This window comes from Rhizobium sp. CF080 (genome assembly GCF_000282095.2).
Taxonomy (GTDB): Bacteria; Pseudomonadota; Alphaproteobacteria; order Rhizobiales; family Rhizobiaceae; genus Neorhizobium.
In genome coordinates, this window is the sequence record NZ_AKKC02000009.1 from 271,091 (window position 1) to 288,183 (window position 17,093).

At 61.2% G+C, this 17,093-nt stretch carries 24 protein-coding genes; 14 read left to right on the forward strand and 10 right to left on the reverse strand.

All coding sequences use genetic code 11. The annotated features are described in order from the left end of the window. Positions 1–74: 74 nt before the first annotated feature. The 10 genes from PMI07_RS21645 to PMI07_RS35060 all read right to left on the reverse strand — a co-directional run bounded on the left by PMI07_RS21645 (position 75) and on the right by PMI07_RS35060 (position 4,909). Positions 75–971: a DUF3150 domain-containing protein gene (locus PMI07_RS21645; protein ID WP_024164017.1), complete on the reverse strand. Its 897-nt coding sequence runs from the start codon at positions 969–971 to the stop codon at positions 75–77. Between the two features lie 71 nt (positions 972–1,042). After that, on the reverse strand, positions 1,043–1,330 hold the full coding sequence (locus PMI07_RS21650) for a hypothetical protein (RefSeq protein ID WP_007752894.1): 288 nt from the start codon (positions 1,328–1,330) through the stop codon (positions 1,043–1,045). Next, entirely contained in the window at positions 1,327–2,139 is an 813-nt protein-coding gene (locus PMI07_RS21655) for a hypothetical protein (protein WP_007752891.1), read from the reverse strand. The genes PMI07_RS21650 and PMI07_RS21655 overlap by 4 nt, the downstream gene beginning before the upstream one ends. A gap of 328 nt (positions 2,140–2,467) precedes the next feature. Then, positions 2,468–2,701: a hypothetical protein gene (locus PMI07_RS21665; protein ID WP_007752889.1), complete on the reverse strand. Its 234-nt coding sequence runs from the start codon at positions 2,699–2,701 to the stop codon at positions 2,468–2,470. After that, positions 2,694–2,852, reverse strand: coding sequence for a hypothetical protein (locus PMI07_RS35050; protein WP_007752880.1), 159 nt, complete (start codon positions 2,850–2,852; stop codon positions 2,694–2,696). Before PMI07_RS35050 ends, PMI07_RS21665 begins: the two co-directional genes overlap by 8 nt. Before the next feature lie 254 nt (positions 2,853–3,106). Beyond that, entirely contained in the window at positions 3,107–3,274 is a 168-nt protein-coding gene (locus PMI07_RS35055) for a hypothetical protein (RefSeq protein WP_007752879.1), read from the reverse strand. Next, the gene (locus PMI07_RS21670) at positions 3,271–3,450 is read right to left on the reverse strand and encodes a DUF2188 domain-containing protein (protein WP_007752878.1); all 180 of its coding nucleotides are present in this window, start codon (positions 3,448–3,450) and stop codon (positions 3,271–3,273) included. The genes PMI07_RS35055 and PMI07_RS21670 overlap by 4 nt, the downstream gene beginning before the upstream one ends. Positions 3,451–3,699: 249 nt before the next feature. Continuing rightward, on the reverse strand, positions 3,700–3,936 hold the full coding sequence (locus tag PMI07_RS21675) for a hypothetical protein (RefSeq protein ID WP_007752874.1): 237 nt from the start codon (positions 3,934–3,936) through the stop codon (positions 3,700–3,702). A 137-nt stretch (positions 3,937–4,073) separates the two neighbouring features. After that, positions 4,074–4,643 (reverse strand): hypothetical protein, encoded by a 570-nt coding sequence (locus PMI07_RS21680; RefSeq protein ID WP_007752871.1) that lies wholly within the window; start codon positions 4,641–4,643, stop codon positions 4,074–4,076. A gap of 89 nt (positions 4,644–4,732) precedes the next feature. Further along, complete coding sequence (locus PMI07_RS35060; RefSeq protein WP_155956601.1) at positions 4,733–4,909, reverse strand: hypothetical protein; 177 nt, start codon at positions 4,907–4,909, stop codon at positions 4,733–4,735. Between the two features lie 1,524 nt (positions 4,910–6,433). Here PMI07_RS35060 and PMI07_RS21685 point away from each other — a divergent pair. From PMI07_RS21685 to PMI07_RS21750, 14 genes are all read left to right on the forward strand, one after another. Next, on the forward strand, positions 6,434–6,622 hold the full coding sequence (locus PMI07_RS21685) for a hypothetical protein (RefSeq protein ID WP_007752970.1): 189 nt from the start codon (positions 6,434–6,436) through the stop codon (positions 6,620–6,622). Positions 6,623–6,748: 126 nt separating this feature from the next. Further along, entirely contained in the window at positions 6,749–7,438 is a 690-nt protein-coding gene (locus PMI07_RS21690; RefSeq protein ID WP_007752968.1) for a hypothetical protein, read from the forward strand. Further along, positions 7,438–8,022 carry a hypothetical protein gene (locus PMI07_RS21695; protein WP_007752965.1) on the forward strand — a complete coding sequence of 195 codons (585 nt, stop codon included), beginning with the start codon at positions 7,438–7,440 and terminating at the stop codon, positions 8,020–8,022. Before PMI07_RS21690 ends, PMI07_RS21695 begins: the two co-directional genes overlap by 1 nt. Continuing rightward, complete coding sequence (locus PMI07_RS21700; protein ID WP_081760898.1) at positions 7,916–9,988, forward strand: terminase gpA endonuclease subunit; 2,073 nt, start codon at positions 7,916–7,918, stop codon at positions 9,986–9,988. The genes PMI07_RS21695 and PMI07_RS21700 overlap by 107 nt, the downstream gene beginning before the upstream one ends. Further along, on the forward strand, positions 9,988–10,221 hold the full coding sequence (locus tag PMI07_RS21705; protein ID WP_007752963.1) for a hypothetical protein: 234 nt from the start codon (positions 9,988–9,990) through the stop codon (positions 10,219–10,221). The genes PMI07_RS21700 and PMI07_RS21705 overlap by 1 nt, the downstream gene beginning before the upstream one ends. Then, entirely contained in the window at positions 10,221–11,789 is a 1,569-nt protein-coding gene (locus tag PMI07_RS21710; protein WP_007752962.1) for a phage portal protein, read from the forward strand. The genes PMI07_RS21705 and PMI07_RS21710 overlap by 1 nt, the downstream gene beginning before the upstream one ends. Next, a complete protein-coding gene (locus PMI07_RS21715) occupies positions 11,773–13,965 on the forward strand; it encodes a prohead protease/major capsid protein fusion protein (RefSeq protein ID WP_007752961.1) in 2,193 nt (730 codons plus the stop codon). Before PMI07_RS21710 ends, PMI07_RS21715 begins: the two co-directional genes overlap by 17 nt. Before the next feature lie 75 nt (positions 13,966–14,040). Continuing rightward, complete coding sequence (locus PMI07_RS21720; RefSeq protein ID WP_007752958.1) at positions 14,041–14,373, forward strand: DUF2190 family protein; 333 nt, start codon at positions 14,041–14,043, stop codon at positions 14,371–14,373. A gap of 54 nt (positions 14,374–14,427) precedes the next feature. Then, the gene (locus tag PMI07_RS21725; protein WP_007757785.1) at positions 14,428–14,694 is read left to right on the forward strand and encodes a hypothetical protein; all 267 of its coding nucleotides are present in this window, start codon (positions 14,428–14,430) and stop codon (positions 14,692–14,694) included. Between the two features lie 9 nt (positions 14,695–14,703). Beyond that, positions 14,704–15,126: a hypothetical protein gene (locus PMI07_RS21730; protein ID WP_007757786.1), complete on the forward strand. Its 423-nt coding sequence runs from the start codon at positions 14,704–14,706 to the stop codon at positions 15,124–15,126. Further along, positions 15,123–15,887, forward strand: a complete 765-nt coding sequence (locus PMI07_RS21735; protein WP_007757787.1) for a hypothetical protein — start codon at positions 15,123–15,125, stop codon at positions 15,885–15,887. The genes PMI07_RS21730 and PMI07_RS21735 overlap by 4 nt, the downstream gene beginning before the upstream one ends. A 4-nt stretch (positions 15,888–15,891) precedes the next feature. Further along, the gene (locus PMI07_RS21740) at positions 15,892–16,452 is read left to right on the forward strand and encodes a phage baseplate assembly protein V (protein WP_007757788.1); all 561 of its coding nucleotides are present in this window, start codon (positions 15,892–15,894) and stop codon (positions 16,450–16,452) included. Positions 16,453–16,462: 10 nt separating this feature from the next. Next, positions 16,463–16,666, forward strand: coding sequence for a hypothetical protein (locus tag PMI07_RS21745; protein WP_007757789.1), 204 nt, complete (start codon positions 16,463–16,465; stop codon positions 16,664–16,666). After that, entirely contained in the window at positions 16,666–17,082 is a 417-nt protein-coding gene (locus tag PMI07_RS21750; RefSeq protein ID WP_007757790.1) for a hypothetical protein, read from the forward strand. Before PMI07_RS21745 ends, PMI07_RS21750 begins: the two co-directional genes overlap by 1 nt. Positions 17,083–17,093 lie beyond the last annotated feature (11 nt).

The window sequence follows — 17,093 nt, forward strand, 5'->3', positions numbered from 1 at the left end:
CCGCCTCCTCTGGCTGTTGACGTTCGGGGTGAACCTGCCTTTACGGTCTCCACACCTACCGGGCAGGGATGGGATCAGGCGAGGAAGTCGGACACGCTGTCCAAGATGCGCTGCGCCTCGGCCGCGGTGTCCTTGCGGACGTTCGCGTCTTCCTTCAGGGCCGCGGCATCGTACTTCGTGAGCGCCTTCAGACGCTCGCCAAGGGCGTCCAGCTCGGGCGACCCGACGATGTTGAGCGACGGCATGACGCTCACCAGATCCGCGATGTTCTCGACGAGGCTGGAGCGGAAGCCGCCGGTGCGCTCGCCGGGGGTGAAGCTGTTGAGGCGGTCCACCATGCGCTCTGTCAGGGTGGCAACGCGCTGGTAGACGTCGCGGACCGCGTTCTCGGTCGCCTTCTGCAGCTGCTCCTCGATATCGGCGCGGATGAGGGCGGCGTGTGCCTCGCTCATGTCGACGCGGAAGTCCGTCGAGGTCGGCACGGGCAGGACCGAATAGACGATGCCGAACTTCTCCCGGATCTCGTTGCTGGTCGGGTAGTCGGTCGCCTTGAACAGCTTGCCCATGCGCTTTTGCGCGTCGGTGACGTGCTGGTCGAAGTCGTTCACCAGCTTATCCACCTCGCGCTGGAACTTGGCGGACTGGACGCGCATCCACGCGGTGAAGGGGAGATAGCCGTCGGCGCTGATGATGCGGCCGCCGTCATTGAGCCACGGCAGGGTGCGCTCATAGAAGCCGTTGCGGGTTTCGCTGACGAGCGTTTGAATGCCGGCGAGCGCTTCCTTGCTCACCAGCAGCTTGTTGACGCGGGAGGCGTCGGATGCTGCGTTGTGGGAGTCGTTGAGCTCCTGCGTCACCTGCCGATCAAGCCGGCGGCCGGACCACTGCGAAATCGTCACGCTGACGATCATCGCACGGCTGGCGAGGGTGGAGGTGGAGGCAGAGAGGGTAGCTGGGGTCATGGAATTCACGTTCAGTCTCCTTTGGTTGCCATGAGTGGCGGGGGCGGTGGAATCTACACGCGGGATTGCGTGGACAGAAGTCAGGCCGCGAGTGATGCGGCCAAGCACCGCGCTCTCTCTTCCGGCGGGATCATCGACAGGAATAGCTCGGCAAGCTTACGCGGGCGCGGCAGGCGCTTTGTGGTGCCGAACCCGTTGTGGATTTTAACTCCAGCCCGGAAGCGCCGGGAATCCGTCTGGAAAACGAGGTGATACTGGCGGCGGGGTTTGCCACAATCAAACCTGTAGACGATGCCTTGGCCTTCCAGATCCGGCGTTGTCAGGCGGCCGACATAGCGGAACACGGGGCGGATGCTATCGGCGTTCATCCGACCGTGTTCCCGTCTTCGTCGAAGGTGAAGTCGGCAAGCGCCTCGTCCACCGCCTCGTCGGACGTAAGGTACTCGTGCTCCGCCTCCAGCTGGCGATAGATCCAGTCCATGAACGAGCGGAGGCATGCGGCGACCTCCTCCACGAAAGGGCCGTAAATGAGCCCATATCGACCACATAGCGCGTTCCAGGTCATCACCTGCAATTGGTTGTCTTCGTCCAGCGAGTCAGGCGTGGGCAAGTCTGCGTCGATCGACACCGAATAGGCGTGGCAATAGCTGGAGGTGCCTTTCTCGATGGTCACCGTTGCGTCCGGGATGAGCGCGTTGCACCGTTCCGATATGTCGGCCAGGGAGAACGCAATCTCATGCAAGCGCTCATCCGTCGGGGCGTGGCGTATGACGGCGGAGAGGGAGGCGAGCGGATTGCTCACCGGGCGCCAATCGCCAGTAAAGCACGCGCCATCGCCTTGGCTGGAGAAGCCCGTGAAATAGATTGCGGGCGAGGTGACCGTCTCGCCGTTTTGCAGGCGTTCGCGCTTGTCGTCGATCTCAATGCCCATCACACCGGCGATCAAGATGGCGTCGTCATAGATCGAGTCCCACCAGTCGTAATGCAGGCCCTCGGCGCGGTAGTCGTCGCGGGCTCGTTCTTTCGCGCGGGGTGACAGCTCCTTAAACGAAAACTCCGCCTTGTCGGCGGAGTCGTCGTCCTCAAAGTCGGTTGCGGGCTGGTTGACGTAAATGGGTGCACCTTCAGCTATTGCGCGGTTGACGGCGCGGGTAAGGGCGGCACGAGCGGCGTTCATGGGAAGCCTCACAGGCTTATGCGGATCGACACAGAAAAGCCCGCCGGTGCGATTTGCACGGGCGGGCGGTGGATCGGCGCGGGTTTCGGTTTAGGCGCGCGGTATGCGGCCTTGACGGGTTTCGGGCGCGGCAACGGGACCGGGCCAGCGATAGGCAATTCTGCGAACGACTCCACCAGTGTTGGAGCTGGCGGAGCGGGAATGGGTGCCAGCGCAACAGGGGCGGGCGCTGGTGCGGGTGCGGGCTTGCTGTTGGAGATTATGCCGGTGGCGCCTTGGAAAAGCACGAGGGCGACCGTCGCAAGCGTGGGGAAGCCGCCAGCGTGACTCATGCGGCGGTTCGCTCGCGAGAGGGCAGGAAGAGTTCCCACGCTTCCCGGGTGGAAAGATAGCGCTCATAGGCAGCCCGGAGCGGCGTGCCTGGCTCACCATGGGCGCGGGGCGTATAGCGGACGTCGCCAGCCCATTCTCGCGGGAAGGTGCGGCGGATCTCGTCCATCCATTCCTCATCGGCGGCAAGGTGAGCGGCGTATGCGGCGGCCATGGGGGGCAGTTCAGGCATAGCGGGTCTCCTTCCGAGCCTCGCGGAGAATGCGGCAGATTTCCTCTTTCACCTCTGCATTGGTGGGCTCGCGGCCCAGGCGGGCGCTAAGGCGGTTCAAGATCGTGTTCTGGTTGTCATTCCGGAACGTGATGTTGATAGCGATCGGCATGAGATATCCCTCTGTGCATAATTGCGGGGTGTCGCGCGGCGCTGATATCGCGGGCAGGCAGCGGCGCGCATAGTCCTGCCGGTGGAATGAGAGCGGGCTTTAACGGTTCCCGCGCATGGGGTGCCTCCGTGGTGCGGTTGATCGGCGGGCGGTGGATGACGTGCAAAAACCCACCTATGGAGGCGGATCTTCAGGTTCGGGCAGCAACGGCGCGGCCAAGGTGGCAGCCAGAGTGAACAAGAATGCGCGGCGGTTCATGTGGGCTTGATCGCGTCCAGATATTCCACCCAGCGAAGGGCAAGCACCCAGCAGGCGAGAATAAGCGCGATGGAAAGCGCCGTTACCACTGTGACCGTGTCCGGCTTGGGCGAGTCTGGCAGTCGAATGAGCGGGCGGACGGAATCGCGACCTTTATCATTCATGACACAGGCTCCAAGGCAGCCAAGTCCCGTGCGGCGGCGATGGCGTCGGAGCGTTCCCTGTAGGTGTCGATAGGTCGGGCGAGACCGCGGCCGATCTTGACCGCCAGAACCCAAAGGGTGCCGTCTCGGCGGTGCTTGGGGAGGACGACGTAGCGGGAAGGGCTTAGCGTTTTCATGCGGCGATCTCCGGAAGGCGGAGACGAGTGCCGTCAACCGAAAGCCAAACGGGATTGCGCCGGGACGCGGGACGGATGTTGAGAAGGCCGAAAGCGATACAAAGGCGGCCTATCCGCACGAGGCGGACTCGGCCCACCTTGCGGGTGGACACGTTGAACATGCGGGAATCTCCATAGGTCGCATGATTGCGGGGGGAACGAAAAAAGCCGCCCGGAGGCGGCTTTAGTTGTCGTAGAGGGGGAGAGCTTTTAGTTCAGCTTTGTCAGCACCGCGAGGGCGCTGACGGCCACGAAAAGCATGCTGCCAAGGCGGACGGTGAGCCGGAGCGTCACCGCGTCCAATGCAGCGGTCAGGTCTGACTTTGTTACGAGTTCTGCCATGATGAAATCCCGTGCGGCTTCGGCGTGGGCCTCGGCGAGTTTCTGCTCTACGCCTACGTCACGGAGGCGTTTCGCGTAACCCAGTGTATCAAAGGCAATTGCCAATTCAAATCTCCTTCATTGCATGATTGCGAGTTCGGCATGTCGCCGCGAAAAGGCGCACCACGGCGCCCTTGCGTAGGGACATGGAAAAGGGGAGGCTAATGCCTCCCCCCATCGATTACGGACCAACCGCGTATCTGTCAGGCGGCAATGTCCATTTCCGCCTGCTCCGGTGCGGCCGCCGGTGCCGCCTTGACGGCCTTCGCCTTGGCAGGCTTTTCCGCCTTGACCGGAGCGACGACGACATTCGGAGTCTTCGCCAGCGTCAAAGCTCCCTTGACCGCCTGCAGAATGCGAGGAGACGCGCCCTTTTCGGTCAGGGTTGAGACCACCTTTTCCAGATAGGCGACTTCATCGAATTCCTTTTCGGACTTCGCCTTGCCTGCCGAGCGTTCATAGTTGGCAGGTGCGATTTCCATCGCCTCATCCATCTTCGAAGCCTTCCCCTTGACGTAGGTGAAGACACTGGTTGCCTTGTCAAACGAGACCTTGCCGAAAGCCGTTGACCACGAAACGAGACCCTTGCGGTAGTTGACCGGAGTCACCGCGTAAAGCGCGTTGAGGTATTTCGGATCGTTGTGCAATTCGACATGGTTCAATGCCGAATATGCAAGCTGGTGCTCGCGCTCCGAAAAGGTGGAAACCACCTTGCCGAAACCGTTGATTGCCGAATTGAGCTTGGAACCAGTGAGAACAACGAACTTAGCCATAACCATTTCTCCATTTGTGCCATGATTGGCGGGTTTGAAGCGATTGCTTCACTAAAGGCATGCTCGGAGACATGCCCTTAAAGCTGCAATCACAAGGCCATTGCGGCCTCGTCTTTCCGGCGTTCGATTTCTTTCCGGTGAGACCGTGCCGTTTGTTCCGCCGTGATCGATCCGGCAAGGTTGCCGTTTCGAAGGTGGGAAGCCGCACGACGTTCCATGTAAGCCGCAAGGTTTTCCAACGCCTGAATTGCCCGTAGTTCTTCCATCTCGTTCGCCCTTCCACTGAAAGAGCAAGGCCGTTCGCCTTGCCGTCGCAATGGAAAAGGCCCGCCAGAGTGAGACCGGCAGGCCCTTAGAAACTTTGATGTTTCGGTTATTCGGTTGTTTGTTCTCTGAAATCCCGTGCCTGTATCGGTTGAAGGGTTGCAGCACTTAAGGGATTTTCTCCCTTTGCCAGCTATCTTTCCGCCACCTGAGAGCGTTGCCGCTCCCTGCCGTGCCTATTGCTATTCCTAAAGCGAGCCTTTCGCCTTTCCAGTGCATGTTGATCCATGCTTCGCAATCTCTCCCGCCACCGCTCTAAGAGCGTTCGGCCGGAACCTTCACCGATGCAAGTGTTTTGATATCCGTACCTTGCCGCACGTCCTTCCCCGCAACACTGGTTTTGAGTTTCCAGCTACTGACACGCTTTCGCCTTGTCATTGGGTCGCCTGATTCGTGACCGCGTTTCTCGTTCGTCCAAGCTTTCTTTCAATCGCCAGAAACCACACGAACGAGTGTCCGTCACGTCTCTGGTACACCTGCCGAAAGCTTGGCAAGAAACCGTCATCTTGTTTTCAAAGAACCCGGCGAACCGCCTAACCGGCTTGCCGTCCCGAATGCTTTTCTCCATTCGGTATGAACAAGATAATACGTTTCGTATTGAGTAAAAGCCCTAAATTACGAAAAACATGCCGAAACCGTATATCATATTGAAAACATTGAAAAAGAAAATTTGCAGAAACGTATTGCTACCCGTTCACAGCTGCCAAAAGTAGACCGGTTTTTCAGCCGAAATCCGCAAAAGTTATCCATTTAAATCAGAGAGTTAGACGAGGAAAATAGGGTGTCGAGCTGTGCTCCGGTTCGAAGCCCGCCAAAAAAGCCAGCAAAACCAATAGGGCGTTCGCCTGGTAGCAATCCTATACGACCCGAATAAACAGCACTCGAAGAGGGCAGGGGGACGCAAGGGAACGGGAAAGAGCCCCGCTTGCGTGTTAACAGTGCTGCGAGTCACACAAGCTTCCAGAACGTCGGATTGCGTCCTGAGTGATCCGGCTTCCAGCTTCCCCCTTCCATCGCTAGCACGCTAGGCAGCACCCGCCGCGCATATCCTTCCAAGCCGGGTAAGCGCCGTTCCGTGCATCCGTCACCGCCACGCCGCGACCGCTTCACCGCGACCACGCAAGCAAGCGAACCATTGACGCAAGGCAGGTGGAAGGGGGAGGGACAAGCCCCCAGAGGGGGAGAGGCAAGGCACCCGCCACCATGCCAGTGCGTCACCTGCCAGACTGCCAAGCCGCACCCTTGGCACCCGCCACACGGCAGCACCTGCCGCGACCATAGGCAGGCAGGCACCCTCGCAGGGCATTAGTTCAATGATATCAACGCGCTACGCACCCCCGCCGAGCTAGGTTCTTCCGAGGGGGAGGGGGTCGACCGCGGGTCGGCGGCAGCGCAGCCTTTGAGCGTTTTTGTGATTTCGAAATTCACCCTTCCGATTCCCGTTTTTCCAGCGAGAGGAAGCGATCGTGTTCAGATCTCCATTCAGCATCACGCCGGTGACGGACGGCCGAGGGGTGGTCACTGGCACCAGGTACTTCTTCGACGAACTCGACGAGGATCAACGTGAGGAAATCATTCGCAAAATTCCCCGAGCGAAGATCTCGGACCGGGGAGTTATCGAGGTGATCGTTCCGGCTGACGACGAAGAAAAATAATTCTCCGGATCGGGCAAGAAATGACCAGGCGCCACCGGGCGGATACCAAGCGCCTTGCGAAATCATTCTACGGGTCGCATCACCTGAATGCGCAACGTAGAACAATCATATCGTTTGGGGTCTCGGATGCGCATCGTGGTCGGCCGGTCGAACATGTCGGCGCTTAGGCGCTTCGAGGAAATGGCAAAGCTGCTCGCAAGTCCTCGAGCAAAATCGGAACTGATGCGCGGCGTGATCGACGCCGGCCGCAGGACGAAGACGCCAGTGCAGCGCGCGGTCTTTCGGCAGATGGCGCTGAAGCCTGGCAACTACAACAGCTACGTCGTGGCCGGCACGAGAGGCGTGCCTCGCAAGGAGCTCCTGGCCTACGACATCTTTGGCGTGAAGGGCGGCGCCAAGATCGAGGCTTACAAGGGCCTGCGCGCGGTAAGCCGAGGCAACAAGCTGAACGTCGGCCGCAAGGGCGGCGATCGCGGCGTGGTCCGATCCGGCGTCTGGAACAACCCGCGCATCTTCAAGCGCTCGTTCGAAGGCAATGCCGGCAGCTTCTATGCGATGCGGCCGGCGAGCGCCGGGACATCGAGCCGCGCACCGAAAGCGCTGTGGACGTTCGGCCTGAAGGTCAGCCAGCCGAGAGGCGCGCGCGGACGGTTCGAAGCGACCAATGTCCAGTATGGCAAGGTCCGCAAGCTCTTCGGCCCGGCGCTGATGAAGGAAATCCCGGAGGACCAGTCGCTCATGACCTTCATGGCGCAAGGCCCGATGCACCTCGAGCAGCAGGTGATGAAGCGGGTAACGAAACTCATGAGGTACTGATGGCAGCCCGGACTAAAAACGCCGCAGCACCGGCGAAGTCGTCCAAGAAGGCCCTCAAGCCCTTGAAAACCAAGGCGGCGAAGGCGGACGAAAAAACGGCCGTCGACGAGATGGTCGTCAACCAGACCGAAATGGCCGCCGTTCTGGGCGTGACCACGCGGTGGCTTCGGGAGCAGACCGCGGCCGGCATCGTCCCAACGGAAGGACGAGGGCGCTTCAAGATCGGCGCCGTCGTCCAAGCATACATCGCCTACTCCAAGGAAGGGGCGGTGAAAAAGACCGGGACCGAGAGCCTGGACGATCTCCGAAAAGAAAAGGCCCTCGACATCCGCCTCGCTCGAGCGCGGAAGGATCGTGAAGTCATCGCCCTCGACGAAGCCATCAGCACGGCAGAGGAGTTGGCAGGCTTGTTCGTCTCCTCGCTCGTCGGTCTCCCAGCACAGATAACGGGGGTGCCGAGAGAGCGGCAACGGCTGAATGACATCTTCGACGCAGAGCGCCTACGCCTCACCGATCGTTTCACCAAAAGGATCGCAACTCTTCGCACGGGCGAGGAAGATCCTGACTCCACGGCCGAGGACTAACCCGGTCGAATGGGGCAAGACCCGCGAATACAAGGAAACGGCCGGGCATCCCGGACCGCGCAACCCCTACAAGACGCCATACATGGTGCCGTTCGCCATGCGGGTTCATGCGCGCACTCACAAGCGCGTCGTCATGGTGGTGTCGGCGCAGTCCGGGAAATCGGAAACGTTCCTGGACCTGATGGGCGAGCGCCTGGACACGGCGCCGGTGCCGATCATCTACGTCGGCCCCTCGAAGCGATTCATCACCGAGCAGTGGGAGCCCCGCATCCTCGAGCTGATGACCGAGACGTCGCTTAAGGATCGGGTCGGCGCCAAGAGCCGGCAGACCAAGAGCCGCAAATTCATCAACGGTGTCCCGCTTCGCCTGGCACACGGGGGCTCGACCGGCGCCATGAAATCCGACCCGTTTGGCATGGCGTTCACTGACGAAGCCGACGAGCTCATGAAGGAGCTCAAGGGGCAGGGTAACCCGATCGGCCTGATCGATGCGCGCGGCGACACCTACGCAGACTTCGTGCATGCGATCACGTCAACGCCGAGCGAGGGGGTGGCTGAAGTGGAAGTCGACCCTGAAAGCGGCCTCGAGTTTTGGGGCGAGAGCGATCCGGAAGAGGTCAAGTCGACCGTCTGGCGCCTCTGGATGACCGGCACCCGGTACCATTGGGCGTGGCCTTGCCCACACTGTGGCGAGTATTTTATCCCGCGCTTCACTTGCCTCGGTTGGGAAAAGCCGAGGGACAAGGACGACAGGGAGCTGCCGTCGACGCCGATCATGGCGATGCAGACCGCGCACCTGGTTTGTCCGCACGGCTGCGTGATCTTCGAAAACGAGACGGTCACCGTCGAGCCGGCCAACCTGCCGGCGAAGGAATGGATGAACGCCCGCGGCGTCTATGTTGCCCCAGGCCAGAAGATCCTCGCAGACGGCACAGTTGAGGGCCCCGTCCCGGAAGCGACAACGGTCAGCTATTGGGTGTCGGGCTTGTGCTCTCCGTTCGTGCCGTGGGGCGAGCGCGCTCAGCGCTACGTGGAAGCGGTACGATCGGGCAACCCGGGCGACATCGCGGCCGTCAAGAACCAGGGCTTCGGCGAGCTCTATTCGCCAGGTGGTGGCGCGGTACCGGAGTGGAAGGAAGTCGCCGCGCGGGCCAGCCCGGACTATCGCTGCGACGAGATCGCAGAAGGTGTCCGTGTCCTAACGCTCACTGCCGACGTCCAGAAGGACCGGATCTATTACACGATCCGCGGATGGGGAGCGCACGGGACGTCTTGGTTGGTCAAAGCCGGCGAATTGTACGGGTCGACCGAAGAGCTCGAGGTCTGGAACGACCTGGCAGTGGTCGTCACAGATACCTACGACGGCATCCCGATACGGCTGGCGCTGGTCGATTCCGGCTTCCGGCCCGGCAAGAAATTCGTCGTTCCAGAGCACCGTGTCTATGCGTTCGCTCGTCGCTTCCCCCAGCTTGTGAGGGCGACGAAAGGCGCATCGACAACGATGAGAAAGCCGATCAGCACCAACACGATCGACATCAACATCGACGGCAAGGACATCAAGAAGGGCCTCGAGCTGGTCCGTCTCGACACCGATTACTTCAAGAGCTGGGTGCAGCAGAAGATCCGGTGGCTCGATGACCAACCCGGCTCCTGGTACCTGCCCGAGGATATTTCGGAAGATTACTGCAAACAGATGGTCTCCGAAGCTCGAGTCCGCGCACCGGGCGGCAAAGTCAAATGGATCATGAAGTCGAAGGCGAACCACTACTTCGACTGTGAAGCCATGCAGGGCGCAGCGTGCATGCTGCTCAACCTGACGAAACTGAGAGATGGACCGCCGCAGCGTCGGCGCCCCGTCCAAGAGCAACCAGCACCACCACAGGAAGCGGCTCGGCCGGCGCAACCCAACAAGGGGGGCAGCCGTCCCTCCAGCTATTGGGGAGGTGCTTCAGACAGGTATTGGTGATGGCTGACGAGATCCCCATCGACGGACTGACCACGGAGGAGAGGCAGGCTTTCCTGAAAGATTTGAAGGAAGCCTTCTACTCCGGCACCCATCGCGTCCGCTTCCGTGAGCGCGATGTCACCTACCGCAAGCTCACGGAGATGAAGCAGATCATCGACGAGCTCGAGGCATCCCTGAAACCGAACCGCCGGCCACGCGCCGCCGTCTTCACAACGTTCGGTCGGGGGTACTGATGGTTTCCAACTTCCTCGACAGAACGATCGGCTTCTTCAGCCCTGAGAAGGGAGCGAAGCGGGTCGCGGCACGGAAGCGGATGGAGCTGCTGGATGGGATACGGGCTTACGAGGGCGCGTCGAATGGGCGGCTGGCTCAAAACTGGCTTGCGCCTCGCGGGGATGCAAACGGCGAAATTTCGCGGGCGGGTGCAACGCTCCGGGATCGATCGCGCGATGCTGTCCGCAATCATCCGCTCGCGGCAAAGATCGTAACCATCCACGCCAACAACTTCGTCGGCTTCGGCATCACGCCGCAGTTCAAGACCGGCGATCCGGATCGTGACAAGAAGCTCACCGAGCTCTTCGACGAATGGTCGAAGGTTTGCCATGTGGATGGATCGACTGACTTCTACGGCCTGACCTATCTCCTCGCACGCATGATGGTGCAGGACGGCGAACTCTACATCCGTAAGCGGACCCGGCTCATGTCGGATGGGCTGCCGGTACCGCTCCAGCTGCAGGTGCTCGATAGCGAGTTCTGCGACTGGTCCAAGAGCATCACGCTCGAGGGTAACCGGATCATCAACGGCATCGAGTACGACGCGATCGGCCGGCGCCGCGGATACTGGCTCTACCCGCAGAATCCCCTGGGCAGTTACTCGTTTGGCGGCACGGTGGCCGTCAGCGGCTTCGTGCCGGCGACGGATGTGGCTCACATTTTCGAGCCGCAGACGAACCAGATCCACGGTGTGCCTTGGCTGGCGCCGATCCTGACCGAGCTAAAGGATCTCAGGGACTACGAGCTTGCGGAGAACATCCGCAAGAAAGTGGAAGCCTGCTCCGTCGGCACAGTCGTTCTAGGCGACACCGAGAACGATGACGACCCGAACGTCGGCATCACCGTCCCCGACCCGCCTGGCGAGGGCAAGGTCGAGCCGGCGGTTACGGACGTCTACGGCAATCCGATGGAACGGATGGAGCCGGGGATGTTCCACATTCTGACGGGCGGCAAGGACATCAAGTTCAACACCCCGGCGATCTCGGCGGGCATGGAAGCGTATCTCCGCACTCGCCACCGCAGCATCGCGGCCGGCGCGCGGGTGACCTACGAGCTCATGACCGGCGATTTTAGCCAGGCCAATTTCGCATCGGGCAAGCTCGGCTTGCTCGAGTATCAGCGGTTCGTCGGGCATGTGCAGTGGCACATTCTGATTCCGCAGGCACTCGACAAGATCGGCGCTTGGTTCATCGAAGCCGCAAAGCTGGCCGGAAAGCTTCCTGCGAACGTGGCGGTGAAGATCGAATGGACGCCGCCCGAAGTCGAAAGCATCACCCGTCTCGACGACGCGCGCGCAGATCTCCTCGAGGTCCGCATGGGCAAGCGCTCCATGCCCGAGATCATCGCCAAGACCGGACGCGATCCAGCGACCGTGCTCAAGGAGACAGACGAGTGGAGCGCCAAGGTCGATGCGACCGCCACCAAGCTCATCCTCGATTCCGATCCGCGCAAGGTCACCATCCAGGGCCAATTGCAGATGACGAAACAGGATGGCGACAACGGAGAAACCGATGCCCCAAGCTCTTAGAGAGGCAATCGAGAAAGAAATCCGCATCCCGAAGAGCTTCGGCGAGGTCGAGGTGCGGGCCGACACCTTCAACGAGAACGATCGCACAGTCGAGGTTTGCTGGTCTACCGGCGCCAAGGTGAAGCGATATTCCTGGGATGAAGGCTACTACATGGAAGAGCTGCAGGTGGACAAGAAAGCTGTCCGCCTCGATCGGTTCAGCGCGATGTCGTTGCTCGACACGCACGACAACTACTCCATGGATTCGAGGCTGGGCACTGTCGTCCCAGGCTCGGTTCGCTTCGAGAACGGCAAGGCTTACGCGCGCATCAAGTTCTCGAGGAAGCAGCGCGCCGAAGAGATCATGCAGGACATCCGCGACGGACATCCCCTGCCGATCTCGGTTGGCTACAAAATCCACCGGTATGAGAAGACCGAAGGCGCAGACGGGCAGCTGCCTGTGCTGAGGGCGATCGATTGGGAGCCGCTCGAATTGTCGGCGGTACCGATCCCGGCGGACGCCGGAGCAATCTCCAGATCCGAGCCGGACGGCAAGGACTTCGAAACCGTCCTGGTCCGGCAGGACTCACCCCACGCGGCCGTGCCCGCAACTACGAAGGAAAGACCCATGAATAAGCGCGAAGCCGCGAAGCAGTACAAGGGTGATCAGCTGGACGCCCTTGCCATTGGTGCAGGTATCTCCCGCAAGGAAAACGAGACTGACGAAGCCCTGCGCGCTCGCCTGCTCGATGCCTTCGACAAGGAAGACCGCGCCGCCGACGAGGCCGAAAAGGCTCGCAAGGCTGCTGAAGAAACCGCTCGCCGTGCCGCTGAAGAAGAAATCCAGCGCCGCGCAACCGGTCAGCAGCACCAGCAGCAGCCCACCGGTCTGACCGAGCAGCAGGCGCAGCAGCGTGCGGACGAGGCTGTCGCCGCCGAAGTCAAGCGCCGCTCCGACATTGAGGGCTTCGCTAAGATCTCCGGCCTGAAGTCCGACGACGAGCTCGTCCGCAAGGCGATCGACGACCGCCACACGATGGAGCAGTTCCGGAACGCGGTCCTCGACAAGATGATCGCCGACCAGGCGCGCTCCCCGACCTTCCCGCACAGCGAGAGCCGTGGGATGGATGCGCAGGACACAATGCGCCGCATGGTCACCAACGCCATCCTCCATCAGCTCGGCGTCGAGTCGAAGCTCGAGGACGGCGCCCGCGAATGGCGCTCGATGGGCGCGATGGAGATGGCCCGGGAACTGCTGGCTGCACGCGGCCAGAGCACCCGTGGCGGCGTCCACCAGATCGCCGAGCGCTCGCTGCACACAACGAGCGACTTCCCGATCATCCTGCAGTCGGTCGTCCGTGCGGTTCTCCTGTCCCGCTACACCGGCTACGAGAACACGTTCCAGCTCTTTGCCTCGCGCGAAGTGCTGCCGGACTATCGTGAAGCCAAGGTGCTCGATATCGGCGCGGCGCCCGACCTGAAGCTGAAGAACGAGCACGGTGAGTTCGTGTCCGGCACGCTCCGCGAAAGCGAAGAAGCCATGAAGCTGCAGCGCTACGGTCGCGCGATCGGCTTCACCCACGAAATGCTCGTGAACGACCAGCTCGGTCAGTTCATGAAGGTGGTCGGCCAGTGGGGCGAGAAGGTCGCCAAGCTGGAAGGCGACGTCATGTGGGGCGCCATCATCAACAACCTGGTAATGAAGGATGGCTTTGGCCTCTTCCATGCCAACCATAAGAACCTTGCCGCCAGCGGTACGGCTCTCGACATCGCCAACCTGAAGAAGGCCCGCACGGCGATGCGCGGTCAGAAGGACATCGACGGCGGTATCATCAACCTCAACCCGAAGTATCTGTTCACCGGCTCGAACCTCGAGCTCGATGCGCAGACGCTGGTTGCGGCTCCGTACAACCCGGTCGTCGCCGGCGAAGTCACCCCGCAGGCGATCAAGTCGCTGGTTCCGGTCTACGAGCCGCGCCTCGACCTGATCACCAAGAACGCATGGTTCCTGTTCTCCGACTCCGCTTCGGATCGCGGCCTGCACTACCTGCACCTGCTGGGTTACGAGCAGCCGACCACGAACGAGCAGATCGGTTTCCGCATCGAAGGCGTGGAGTTCACCATCGCGCATTCGTTCGGCGTCGGCCTGACAGACTACCGGTTCGCCTACAAGAACCCTGGCGTCGATCCAACCTGATCGGGATCACCTGACCCACTAGGCGCCGATTAAACCCGGCGCCTTTTCCTTTTTGCAAACACGGGAGAACCCCACATGCGCAATTTCATTCAGCCGGGCAAGGTGATCACCGCAGTGGCGCCGTCTGGCGGCGTCGTCAGCGGCGGCTTCTACAAGATCGGTGCCTTTTTCGGTATCGCCACCACGACCAAGGCGGTTGGCGAGAACTTCGAGCTCGACATCAGCGGCGGCGTCTACGAGCTGCCGAAGACCTCGGCCGAAGGCTGGGCGTTCGGCGACACGATCTACGCCACCTCCGGCGGTCTCATGACCACGGTCAGCTCCGGCAACACCAAGGTGGGTACGGCCGCTGCTATCGCCGCCAACCCCTCCGGCTCCGGCCTGGTGAAGCTCAACAACAACTTCTAATCGCCTGACGGCGGCCTTCGCCGGCTGCCGCAACTCCCACAAGGAAACGCGATCATGACGACCAAGAAGACCACCGCCAAGGCCGACCTCTCGAAGAGCTACGTGGCCGCACTCGACACCATCTTCGAAGGCAGCCCGGTTCGTGAGGGTGTCCCCGTCAGCGTGAGGGGTATGGCCGAAGAGCGCGTCCAGGAATACCTCGACGCCGGCCTGATCGAGCTCCCGGACGAGCCGTCGAAGGAGGCCGTGGAAACGAGCAAGCAGCTCTCGGAAGAAGCCGCAAAGATCGACACCTCCGGTGACAAGCGCACCGAAAAGTAGGGGCAGGCAATGGCACTCTTCAACCGCCTGGACAAATTGACGAGCCGGGCGGTTGATACCGTCAACGCCACCCGCTTCGTGCTCACGCCGATGACGAGCACGCCGAACGGTCGCACCCAACGCGACGCCAATCGGCAGATTATCGATGGCCGCGGCATCTTCGACTATGCCGAGATGGAATATGGCGTGCAGCTCGGCGTGCGCAAATCTTACCGAGAGGGCAATGACCTTCGGTCCGTCCAGTCTGGACGAGATCCGCAGCTGTCGGTTGACCGCAAATATTTCGGAAGCTTGTCCGAGGAGGCGCTGCAGGGCGACATCGTCAAGTTCCCGGATGACCCCCACCTTCCAGATTTTCAGGTGACGAAGGCGCAGCGTGACGGGTTGACCCGCATAAAGCTCGACCTCGTCCAAATAGGAGGACAGGCATGAGCCTGAACCGCTTGGTAGCGCGGCTCTCCGTCGTGTCCGCCCTGAACAATTACCTCACGGCGCCCTGGCCGACGCTGGCCGGCCCGAACATCTTCGACTCCAAGATCGAGCCGGTCGAGGATATGAAGCTGGACCGCGCGTTCCCGTGTGCCGTTGTCTACACCGACTACGACAAAGACCATTGGGCGAAAGCTGACAGCGATCGCAAGCACCGCCTCATGACGGTCACCATCGAACTGCTGATCGTTCAAGTGGCGGAGCAGATCGAGACAGAAGGTCAGCCGACTCGCTATCAGCTCGAGACGCCGACCACGGACAGCGAGATCGAAACCTCGCTCGACATATTCGAGGTGCAGATCTTCCGCGCGCTCAACGCCGGCAACGTGGCGAGCGACTGCTTCAACTATCTGTGCACGTCCTACGACAACGTGATCAGCCGCCGCGGTGCATCGATCGAGGGCGGCCAGCGCCTAGCAGCGCGCCAGCTCACGCTCGAAATGAAGACGCCGCGGGACAATATCAAAGGGGTCATCCCGGAGCAGATCGAGGCATTCCTCAACAAGCTGGAGGAGCACGCGGACTACGGCGACCGCGTCGACAACATCCGCGCCATGTTCACCGCTACCGCTACCGAGACGGCGGGGGAGAAGGCACGGAAGGCTTACGGCTATTCGACGGATGTCGGCAGGATGCTCGGCTACGAGCCCGGGCCGGAGGTGCTCCTGCCGGCGAACCTGACCTTCCAGCTCAAGGGAGGATGAAGGCATGAGCTACGAGGTGGTCTTCCGCCGACTGCTGGACCGCATTGAGCTCCTCGAGCGCACCCTTCAGCGTGTCCAGACCCGTCAGAACAGCATGTTCCGTGAGGGCGTTGTCACGTCGGTCGATGCTGAGAACTATACCGCGATTGTCGATGCGCACGGGATTGAGAGCAAGCCCGTCCCTTGGCTGCAGCAGGCAGGCGAGATCAACGAATGGACTCCGCCATCAAAAGGGCAGCGGGTCGTTCTGGTTTCACCCGGCGGCGACATGGGGAAGGCGTTCATTCTCCCCGGGGGCTTTACTGATGAGGTGAAGCAACCGCATGACAAGGGAGCCGAAAAGCGTGTGAAGATCGGTGGATGCGTGCTCACGCAGTCAGCCTCGGGTCTGATCCTCGAGGTCGACGGCACGAAATTCGAGTTCACTGCCGGAGGTTTTAAGCAGACCAACGGCGACCAGATCCACCATGGCGGCAAGCAAGAGCACGACGGCCAGAACGTCGGCAAGACACACGTTCATGGCGGCATCGTTCGCGGCGTCGCGGACACCGACCCACCCCACTAAGGAGACGACCATGAAGACCACCTATTTCGCGACCGCCGAAGGTCACATCCTGGGCAGCTGGCGGAACGCGGGCGATTCCGTCGGCGAACTGACTGAGCGCGAGGCGAAGTATCTGGAGATGCACGGCACAATCGCCAGGACGAAGCTTGAAACCAAGGGCAAACCGCCCGCCCTGGAACCTGACGCGGCAGTGATCGAGCGGAAGACGCGATAATGGCTCGGGTCGGGCTCGACGCCACAACCGGTCGCCTGCTTTACGGGTGGGACCACTGCGTTCAGAGCATCACCAAGATCCTGACCACTGAACTGCGCGAGCGGGTGCAGAGGCGGAGCTTTGGCTCCGTCCTGCCAAGAATGATCGACCGTCCGCAGAACCAGGAGACGGTCATCGACATCTATATGGCCGTTGCTGAATCGCTCGAGCCACGCGTCGTCGAAGGCCACCAAATGGGCGAGCCAGGCTTCGTGCTTTTGAGGACCAGCCTGGATGCTAATGAGGCCGGTCATCTCCTCATGCTCGTCAGCGGCGTGTTTTTCGAGAACGGCCACCTTGGCGACTATAGCAACCCTGCCGCTCGTGAAATCTCCTTCGTGGTCACACAGGACAGTTTGGAGATCGCCGCGGCCTAAGCTCGAAAGGA